7 protein-coding genes and 4 tRNA genes are annotated in these 10,013 nt (G+C 25.7%); 3 read left to right on the plus strand and 8 right to left on the minus strand.

Annotated features, from left to right (window positions below):
- Positions 1-475: 475 nt before the first annotated feature.
- On the minus strand, positions 476-2,320 hold the full coding sequence (locus tag Q0J90_RS09905; protein WP_297277746.1) for a methyl-accepting chemotaxis protein: 1,845 nt from the start codon (positions 2,318-2,320) through the stop codon (positions 476-478).
- Between the two features lie 194 nt (positions 2,321-2,514).
- Between Q0J90_RS09905 and hisC the strand changes: the two genes are divergently transcribed.
- On the plus strand, positions 2,515-3,576 hold the full coding sequence (hisC, locus tag Q0J90_RS09910; protein WP_297277747.1) for a histidinol-phosphate transaminase: 1,062 nt from the start codon (positions 2,515-2,517) through the stop codon (positions 3,574-3,576).
- Between the two features lie 9 nt (positions 3,577-3,585).
- On the opposite strand, the gene Q0J90_RS09915 is transcribed toward hisC, so the two are convergent.
- Positions 3,586-4,230, minus strand: coding sequence for a tetratricopeptide repeat protein (locus Q0J90_RS09915; RefSeq protein ID WP_297277748.1), 645 nt, complete (start codon positions 4,228-4,230; stop codon positions 3,586-3,588).
- 42 nt (positions 4,231-4,272) lie between these two features.
- The gene (locus Q0J90_RS09920; RefSeq protein WP_297277749.1) at positions 4,273-5,412 is read right to left on the minus strand and encodes a VWA domain-containing protein; all 1,140 of its coding nucleotides are present in this window, start codon (positions 5,410-5,412) and stop codon (positions 4,273-4,275) included.
- A 101-nt stretch (positions 5,413-5,513) separates the two neighbouring features.
- Between Q0J90_RS09920 and Q0J90_RS09925 the strand changes: the two genes are divergently transcribed.
- Positions 5,514-6,749, plus strand: a complete 1,236-nt coding sequence (locus Q0J90_RS09925; RefSeq protein WP_297277750.1) for an AAA family ATPase — start codon at positions 5,514-5,516, stop codon at positions 6,747-6,749.
- Here Q0J90_RS09925 and Q0J90_RS09930 read toward each other — a convergent pair whose 3' ends face one another.
- The 5 genes from Q0J90_RS09930 to Q0J90_RS09950 all read right to left on the minus strand — a co-directional run bounded on the left by Q0J90_RS09930 (position 6,750) and on the right by Q0J90_RS09950 (position 8,701).
- Positions 6,750-7,928, minus strand: coding sequence for a hypothetical protein (locus tag Q0J90_RS09930; RefSeq protein ID WP_297277751.1), 1,179 nt, complete (start codon positions 7,926-7,928; stop codon positions 6,750-6,752).
- Between the two features lie 93 nt (positions 7,929-8,021).
- Positions 8,022-8,095 (minus strand) — tRNA-Arg (locus Q0J90_RS09935).
- A 331-nt stretch (positions 8,096-8,426) separates the two neighbouring features.
- Positions 8,427-8,502, minus strand: a tRNA-His gene (locus Q0J90_RS09940).
- 31 nt (positions 8,503-8,533) lie between these two features.
- Positions 8,534-8,607, minus strand: a tRNA-Arg gene (locus tag Q0J90_RS09945).
- Positions 8,608-8,627: 20 nt separating this feature from the next.
- Positions 8,628-8,701 (minus strand) — tRNA-Pro (locus Q0J90_RS09950).
- Between the two features lie 173 nt (positions 8,702-8,874).
- Here Q0J90_RS09950 and Q0J90_RS09955 point away from each other — a divergent pair.
- Positions 8,875-10,013, plus strand: a 1,139-nt coding sequence (locus Q0J90_RS09955) for a fructose-bisphosphatase class III (protein WP_297277752.1), incomplete at its 3' end; no start/stop codon positions are given.

The raw sequence follows: 10,013 nt of genomic DNA on the forward strand, positions 1-10,013 counted from the left end.
AACTGTAACAAAAATAATTATACTTATAATAAAAGGAACTTTAAAAGACAAACTAGTTATTTTCTTCATAATAATTACCCTAATTAAATTTTATTTACATTAATGAAATTTTAATATACATTTAATTAAAATAATTTAAATATCAAAATAAAAAAAAATATATTTTTTTTAAAAAATTTTAAATAAATTCAATATTAATAATAAAAAAAATACATTATTATATAAAAATATCAAAAATATAATGTTTATTACCATTAAAAAAACAATAATAAATATTTTTTCTTATATACATTTACTGTTTATATCAGAACATAATTTATATTATTTTTATTTTTAATAATTATATAATAAACAAAATTACGATAATTGTCAGTTATTTAGTAACTTTACAATATATATATAATTACACAATTAAAAAAAGAAGATACTTCAATCAAGAAATATCTTCTTTATATATAATTAAAAAATATATAAATTATTTAACTTTAAAGAAACTCATAGCCTCAACAAGTTCTACTGCCTGATTTAATAAAGCTGTAGATGATGCTGATGCCTCTTCTACTAAAGCAGCATTCTGCTGAGTTACAGTATCCATATCAGCAACCGCCTTATTAACCTGATCTACCCCTGCCTGCTGTTCTAACGCTGTTGAACTTATATCCTGCATTATTCTAGCTGTATTTTCTATTTTTACCTGTAAATCATCAAATATTTCCTGAGACTCTCTAGCTGATTCTGTAGCTTTATTGATTTTATCATAAGCATTATCAACCAAATTAGTAATATCCTTAACCGATGTCTGAGTTGTTTGAGCTAAGTTTCTAACTTCAGAAGCTACAACAGCAAAACCTTTACCCATATCGCCGGCACGTGCTGCCTCTACTGCCGCATTCAAAGCAAGTATATTTGTTTGGAAAGCAATATCTTCTATTATCTTTGTAATATCTTTAATCTTTGTACTTGCATCATAAACTTCTTCTATATTTTTTGTAGTTTCCAAAATTATATCTCCGGCATTTTGAATAGACTCTCTGGAATCTATCATCATTTTATTTCCCTCTACTGACTGATCTGTAGATGATTTTATTGTAGAAGCCATCTCTTCCATTGAAGAAGCTGTTTCTTCCAAACTTGCTGCCTGAGATTCTGTACGTCTTGACAAATCCATACTGCCTTTTGAAAGCTCTTCGGCATTCATTCTTATTTCATCTGCTGAAGTTCGTACTTTAATAATTATATCTGAAAGCCTGTCTCTCATATCAAAAAAAGAATTAGCCAATATTCCCAATTCATCTCTGCGTTTAATATTTCTATGATCAGATGTTAAATCACCATTTGAAATTTCTTTTGATATAAGAACTAATTCATCTAAAGGTCTGGTAATAGTTTTTATATACATAGCTATTATTATAGTACATAATATTATAAAAATAGGTCCTATTATAGCTGTACGCAATATTGTATATTTTATTTCTTTATATATTTCTTTATCTGCTTTTGCAAATATAACAGTCCAAGGCATTATATCAACATTTTTATAAGCTGCTGAACGTTTTCCTTCATCTCCTAGATAATTATATGATTCTATTATGCCTTCTGATGTTGTTTTTATAATGTTATAAACTCCAGGCAAGTCGCCGCCTATACGTTTATTATCTGATGATAATATTACATTACCATCACTATTAGCAACTGTTATTCTGCCGTTAATTTTTAATCCGCTTATAAATTCATTATTTACCTTTTGCAAATCTAAATTAATATAAACCAAACCAGTTAAATTTCCATGCGAATTTTTAATTCCTCCGCAAAGAAGCAATGCCTGTCCGCCTGTTGTAGATGATATGCTTGGAAAATTATCAAATGTAAATTTATAATCATTAGCTTTCATTCTTGTAAATAAATCATTATGAATCTCTGCTATGGATTTTCCTACTATATGTTTATCGCTGCTGTCAAGCAAAACAACACCATTAGAATCTGCCAAACCTATGTTTATAGCATAAGTATTTACTGAAGCAAAAGCTTTTAATCTTCTTAAAGCCTCATTTTTTAATGCCTCATCATTTATACCAGTAATACCGTTAGCTAATGTACCTGATTGAGAATAAGTTGCTATGGCTAATAATTGCTCATGCAATACCATGTCTATCATATAAGAATATCCTGAAACTGTAGCTGTAAATCCTTCTAATGTTGCCTTTCTTATACCTCTTGAAGATGAAAATATGGAAATAATTGCTAATGTAGCTATTGTTACAAAAATAATTGAACTTATTATTACAGGCACTTTAAAAGATAAACTGTGCATTTTTTTCATTGTGAAAAACCTCTATAAAATTATTTCTAATAGAAATGTAAAATACAATGTTAATATAACAATTAAATTTTCAAAGTCAAACCAAATTTATAATAAATTTATTTTTATTTCTAATAATTATCACACTTTATTTATATTTAATAATAGTATATAATTTATTACTAATAAAATTTTTAAGAGGATTTAATTATTTTATGAGCAAATTTTTAAGTAATAAAGCAAATTCAATAGAATCATATACTCCTGGAGAGCAGCCTAAAGATAAAAAATATATAAAATTAAATACGAACGAATCTCCATATCCTCCATCGCCAAATGTAAAAAAAATAATAACAGAAAGCAGCTTTGATGATTTGAGATTGTATCCTGATCCAAGCGTAAGTGATTTAAAAAAAGAAATTTCAGAATTTTATAATGTCCATGAAAATAATATATTTATAGGAAATGGTTCTGATGAAATACTTGCATTTTCTTTTATGGCTTTTTTTAATAAAGGAGATAAAATATACTATCCTAATATAACATATAGTTTCTATTCTGTATATTCAAGTCTTTTCGATTTAAATGAGATAAAAATACCATTAAAAGATGATTTTACTATAAACATAGATGATTATAAAAATTTAGACTCAGGAATATTTATAGCAAATCCTAATGCCCCAACCGGAATACTTTTAACTATTTCTCAAATAGAAGATATAGTTAAAAGCAATAAAGATAATATAGTAATAATTGATGAAGCCTATATAGATTTCGGAGGTGAAAGTGCCGTTAAACTTACAAGTAAATATGATAATTTATTAGTTGTACAAACTTTTTCAAAATCAAGATGCTTAGCAGGAATGCGTTTGGGTTTTGCAATAGGAAATGAAAATCTTATACAGGGACTTAAAAATATAAAATATTCTTTTAATTCATATACTATAAACCGCCTTTCAATACTGGCAGGAATTGAATCAATAAAAGATAAAAAATATTTTGAAGATACTGTTTCCAAGATTATTAATACAAGAGAAAGAATAAAAAAACAATTAAAAGAATTAGAATTTGATGTACTTGATTCAAAATCTAATTTTTTGTTCATATCATATAAAAAAATATTTGCTGAAGATATTTATTTAAAATTAAGAGAAAATGGAATATTAGTAAGATATTTTAAATCTAAATTAATAGATAATTACATAAGAGTAAGCATAGGAACTGATGAAGAAATGAATATATTTATAGAAACAATAAAAAAGATAATAGGAAAATAAATATTATTTTTATATTTCTTTTTTTAATTCTTCATACTTCTCAAAATCCTTCTGAGCTTCATCATTTTTATTGAGATCTTTTTTGATATTTCCTCTTATGAAATAAGCAAAAGCATCATTAGGATTTAGTTCAAGAATTTTATTGAAATCTTCTATACTTTCATCTTTTTTATCCAATTTAAGTTTAGAAAATCCTCTATGATAATATACTTCAGAATAATTAGAGTTAAGTTCTATAGCTTTATTAAAATCAGATACAGCTTCTTCCTTCATATTTAATGAAGACTTAAAAATACCTCTATAAAAATATGCCTTTGCATAATTTGAATCTAATTCTATAGCTTTATCAAAATCTGACATAGCCTCTTCTTTCATCTTTAATACCATCTCGCAAACCCCTCTGTAAAAATAGAATTTTGAATATCCGGGGTCTAATTCTATGGCTTTACTAAAATCTAATATAGCCTCTTCCTTTCTATCAAGTAATAATTTTGAAACCCCCATATATAAATATATTTTTGCATGATTAGGGTTTAATTCCATAGCTTTATTAAATGTATTCAAAGCCTCTTCATATTGTTTATTATTATAACAATTAACACCGTCTTTATAATATTTTTCAAATGAGTTATCATTATTTGAATAATTTTCCATAAAATTACCCTCATTCATTTTATTATATAATATTTCATCTATTTAAGATATAACATTGCTTATCCACTTAGAAAGTTCATTAGGAGTAATAGCAGCAACTTTAGCTCCAATCCTTGCCAATTGCTTAGCTGCATTTTTGTCATAAGAAGAATCCGCATTATAGTCCAAAGCAGGAAGAACAAAGAGTTTTGATCTAGCTTCAATTATATCTTTTGAACTTTTATACATATATTTGTAATCATTGCTGTCATATAAATCACTTATAAGAAGAACAATAGTTTTTTCTGGTATCGTTGTTATCTTTTTGGCATATTCCAAAGCCTTAACTATATCTGTACCTCCGCCTAGCTGAACTTTAAATAATACATCTATAGGATCTTTTACATAATCGGTTAAATCAACTATTGAAGTATCAAATATAATGAGCTTAATAGATAAGTACGGAAGATTAGCAAATATAGATGCCATAATAGATGAATATATAACAGAATTCATCATAGAACCGCTTTCATCTATCAGTATTATTATATGCCATGGATTATATTTTTTTATATTTTGATTAAAATACAATTTATCTACAAATATTGTTTTATCTTCGATATTATAGTTTTTTAAATTATTTCTTATAGTCTTTTTAACATCAAGGTTTTTAAATATTTTATTTGAAGTTGAGGAGTTTGGAAGTTTTTTGCCGTAGAATACTTTTTTAATATCGCTTTCAAGCTTTTTTTTCAAATCATTTACAACCTTTCTCACAATATCATAGGCTAATTTTTTTACATTGCCGTTCATCATATCTTTAAATGTGAGAATATTTTTTAAAAGCTCCATACTAGGCTCCATCTCTTTTAAAATATTCTCATCAGTAAGCATTTCGGTCATATTGTATTTTTCCAATGCCTGATTCTGCATTATTTCAACAGTGTTTTTAGGAAATAATTTTTTTACCTTTGCAACCCAAATAGGAACTGTTAATGAACTTTTTTCCTTGCCGCCCTTAATTTTATCATCATTTTCAAAATCCGCATATCCAGATTCTTTGCCGTATTCTCTATCATACAAAAAACCTAATGCATTATCCATTTCAGAATATTCACTACTAAGCTCTATATTATCTTCAGCGAAACTCCCTAGAATCAAACGCCATCTATTTAAACTTTTATAATCTATATTATTATCCATTACTATATAATATAAATAAAATACTAAAAAATCAATATAAAGAATAATTTACATATTATTAAATATTTTGTTATATTAATTTAGAGAACATTTGAAAAGAGATGAAAACTAATATGCTTTTAAAATTCAGCTTATCAAATTATAGATCATTTTATAATGAAGCATCAATTAATTTCAGGGTACCGGAAACAGGTAATAATCCGTATATTAAACAAATTAATAATGAATATATATCTAAAGTATGTTTTCTATATGGCCATAACGGATGCGGAAAAAGTAATTTGATAAATGCTTTAAAATATATATTCTATGCTAATAACGGATATATATCATCAAGTAATGACAGTATAAAAAGACTATTAGACCCTAATATGATTTACGGAAAATATGAAAAAAGCAGATTCTATATAGAATTCTATTCTTATGATGAGCAGAGTTTATGTAAATATGAATTAATATTAGATAATGAAAATAAAACAATATATTCAGAAATTTTCATTAAAGATAATGATATAATATTTGAAAGACTTAAATCTAATATAGTAAACGGCATATTTAAATATAATGACAATATACCAAATACAAATACCGTATTAAGTTTTTTTAATGATATTCAAAACAATCATATCAATAACACAATAGATAAATACAGAGAAGAATCTAACTATTATATATCATTATTTACAAATCTTTGTTTTTTATTTCCTTTTACAAATGAAGCTGATTTTTCATCTTATGCTATAATGCATGCTTTTAACTATTTCAATAAGCATGAAGTTTGGGATACATATAAAAAGCTTCTTAATATGGCTAACATTGACGATTTAAATATTGTTGATGCTGAAAATAATAATGATTTTTCATTTGTTTTTGACAATAAAAAATTGCTCTCTAAACATGATACTTACAGCAATGATTTTGATGAAGTGGAATCGGAAGGGAATAAAGTATATGCTATCAATCTTATATATATATTATATTCTATTATGAACGGTACATTATCAGTATTGGATGAGTTCAATGCTATTCAATCTGAATTATTAAAACTTACTGTAAGTTTATTTAAAAATAATACATTTGATGATATTGAAAAAGAGACTTCTCAATTAATACTTTCCACGCATGATATAACTTTGATGAGTATGGATGATATGGAGCTTCATAATTATTTTTTTATTAATAAAGAAAATAATATGAGTATATTATACAGTACTAATGATATAAAAAAATATAATAAATCATTAAATATGAACGATCTTGAATTTGAATATAGAAAAAATAATTTAGGAATAAAACGAAAAAAAATAGAAATTCCTAAAAGTATTAAACACAATTAATTAGAATTTATAAATATATAAAGTTCCTGTATTATCATATAAAGATTCAGAAAAATTAATTTTAAATGCTGTGTTGCAGTCCTCAATAGATTTGTCAAAATATTTTTTATCGCCTGAATATTTATACTTATTGAAAAATAGAGCACTTCTATTATTAAGGGCATATATATTATTAAAATCCATTTCTATTAAATCATTATAATCTTTTAAAGCTTTTTGAAATAAATTATCATCGCCTTTTATCTTATATTTAACAGAATACAAAGTTGCTCTATTGTTTAATAACTCTGAATCTAAATAATTAGAAGACAATATATCATTAAACATCATTAATGCTTTTTCATAATCATCTTCCATTTTTTTTATTTCATATTTTATAGAATATAAAATACCTTTATTGTTTTGTATATTATCATTATTGCCGAATAATGATAAGGCATATTCAAAATACTGATCTGCTTTTTTAAATTGCTCTTCTTTATTCTCACGGCTGTATATTTTAGTATGCAGTATACCTGCACCATTTAAAGCTAAATAATTTCTATCATCAATTTGGAACATTTTTTCTAATATTTCTAGAGCTTTTTCATCTCTTGAATTTTTTATTTCATGAACAAGATTTTTATACATCTCTTCAATTTCAGCTTTAATATTATCGCTATATGAATTATCTATTACATTATTTATTTTAGACTTCTCTTTTGTATCAGATGCATTTTCTTGTTTAACTGCTTTTTGAGTATTAACATTAGCAGATGCCGAACTGAAGCTATTATTAGTAAAATTTAATACTAAAGTTAATATGAACATTAAAACAGCTATAAATAATATTGAGTATGTTGTATTTCTTATACTTTTTCTAATGGTATAATCTATAGAAAATTTAAGAGAATTAAAATGAGGAGTTACGCCTAATCTCACCTGTTCTTTAACTAAATTTGTAAATTCATTTGCTATTGTATAATTATTTAATTCATCTTTAAAATACAAGCTCATCATATCCATATATTTACTTTCTAATCTTAAAGAAAGAGAATTTGTAAAGCTTTCCAATTCATTTTTTATTCTATTAGTTGTACCAATACTATATATATTATATGTTATTGAAAATATAAGCAGAATTATTGGGAATAATATTAATACTATAAAATTCAATTTCTTAAAATTTTTTTCTTTCATATAATTTAAAGTACCTTATTTCTCACAGAAAAAAATATATATATTACATTTTAACATATTTGTTTTAAATATCAATCAATTTTATATAGTATACGCGTCTGAGAGGACTTGAACCCCCAACCGACGGAACCGAAATCCGCTGCTCTATCCAATTGAGCCACAGACGCATCAAATAATCACACTGCAATAATTATCGGCAATAAATGAAACATAGTTTAAAATCCTCTCTAAAACCTTAGATATAAAACTATAGTATAATAATATATAATTTCATATGACAGTTTTAATTAAAATGAAAAAATATGCTTAATTGAACTCCTGTATTAAAAATAATAAAATGCATCTTACATATGGAACCAGTTACCGGTATTTCTGTTTAAGAATTAAATATTATATGCATCAATATTAAATAATATCTTTTCTAAAATTAATTAAAAAAATAAATATTTATAGATATAACAAATTAGTATTAAATATAGAAACTATTTTTTAGAAGATGGGCGAAAGACGGGACTTGAACCCGCGACATCCAGATCCACAATCTGGCGCTCTAACCAACTGAGCTACATTCGCCATGTATTTTTGGAATAAAATTAAAATCTATGTGCGCCAGACAGGAATCGAACCTGTTACCTTCTGCTTAGAAGGCAGTTGCTCTATCCAATTGAGCTACTAGCGCATATGTATAAAAAATAAAAATCGGGATGATGAGACTCGAACTCATAACCCCCTGCTCCCAAAGCAGGTACGCTAACCAATTGCGCTACATCCCGTAAAAATTTTTTCTAAGTTAAAAAGAATTATATACTAATTATTTTTTTTGTCAATATCTCTAATTGTGATTTTGAATTTTTTAAATTTAAAATGAATATTTTACATTTTTTATAGATTAATCAGCTTTTTTGTATATAATTGTTAATATCAATTATTATTTGGGAGTTAATATATGAGAGATAAAGATTATTTAGAATTATTATCTAAAAAATATCCTACAATAGATGATGCTTCTGTAGAAATTATTAATCTTAAAGCCATTTCAAAACTTCCAAAAGGTACTGAATACTTTTTAAGTGATATACATGGCGAATCTGATGGTTTTGAATATTTGCTTGGAACTTCATCAGGAGTTATAAAAGAAAAAATTGAAACATTATTTAAAAATACAATCCCAGAACATGACAGAGTAGAACTTCAAATATTAATTGTAGATACTAAAAACACTATAAATAACAGATCAAATATGGATGATTTTGCAGACTGGTGCAGAATTACAATATACAGACTTATTAGAATATGCAAACTTGTAACAAGCAAATACACAAGATCAAAAATCAGAAAAAAAATGCCTCAAAATTTTGCATATATATTAGATGAACTGCTTCAGACTGATGCTGAAGAAAATAAAGAAAATTATTATTTTTCTATTATAGATTCCATTATAGAAATATCCGCAGCTGATAAATTTATAATAGCCCTTTGTCAGCTTATACGTCAATGCAGTGTTGACAGGCTTCATATAGTAGGAGATATATATGACAGAGGTCCTCACCCTGATAAAGTTATGGAAAGCATAATGACTTTTAATGAAGTTGATATAGCTTGGGGAAATCATGATATACATTGGCTTGGCGCTGCTAAAGGAAGTTTAATATGCGTGGCTAATGCTGTTCGTTTGGCTGTAAGATATAATAATTTTGATTTGCTTGAATACAGCTATGGAATTAATTTAAGATCATTATCAGCTTTTGCAAATGATGTTTACAAAGATGATCCATGCGAAGTATTTAAGCCTAATACATTAGATAAAAATATATATGATGAAGTTGATAAGGATTTAGCTGCTAAAATGCATAAGGCTATATCTATAATACAATTTAAATTGGAATGCCAGCTTATAAAAAGACATCCTAATTATGGAATGGATGACAGAATACTGCTTGACAAAATAGATTATGATAAAGGAACAATTGTAATAGAAGGAAAAACTTATGAACTTAGGGATAAGAATTTCCCTACTATAGATAAAAATAATCCTTTTGAGCTTACAGAAGGTGAAAACACATTAATACAAACCCTAGCCTTCTC

The sequence above is a fragment of the uncultured Brachyspira sp. genome (genome assembly GCF_944390595.1).
GTDB lineage: Bacteria > Spirochaetota > Brachyspiria > Brachyspirales > Brachyspiraceae > Brachyspira.

Excerpts from the sequence above, each read along its gene's own strand:
- Q0J90_RS09905 (WP_297277746.1), bottom strand. The coding sequence starts at position 2,320 with ATGAAAAAAATGCACAGTTTATCTTTTAAAGTGCCTGTAATAATAAGT.
- hisC (WP_297277747.1), top strand. The coding sequence starts at position 2,515 with ATGAGCAAATTTTTAAGTAATAAAGCAAATTCAATAGAATCATATACT.
- Q0J90_RS09915 (WP_297277748.1), bottom strand. The coding sequence starts at position 4,230 with ATGGAAAATTATTCAAATAATGATAACTCATTTGAAAAATATTATAAA.
- Q0J90_RS09920 (WP_297277749.1), bottom strand. The coding sequence starts at position 5,412 with ATGGATAATAATATAGATTATAAAAGTTTAAATAGATGGCGTTTGATT.
- Q0J90_RS09925 (WP_297277750.1), top strand. The coding sequence starts at position 5,514 with ATGAAAACTAATATGCTTTTAAAATTCAGCTTATCAAATTATAGATCA.
- Q0J90_RS09930 (WP_297277751.1), bottom strand. The coding sequence starts at position 7,928 with ATGAAAGAAAAAAATTTTAAGAAATTGAATTTTATAGTATTAATATTA.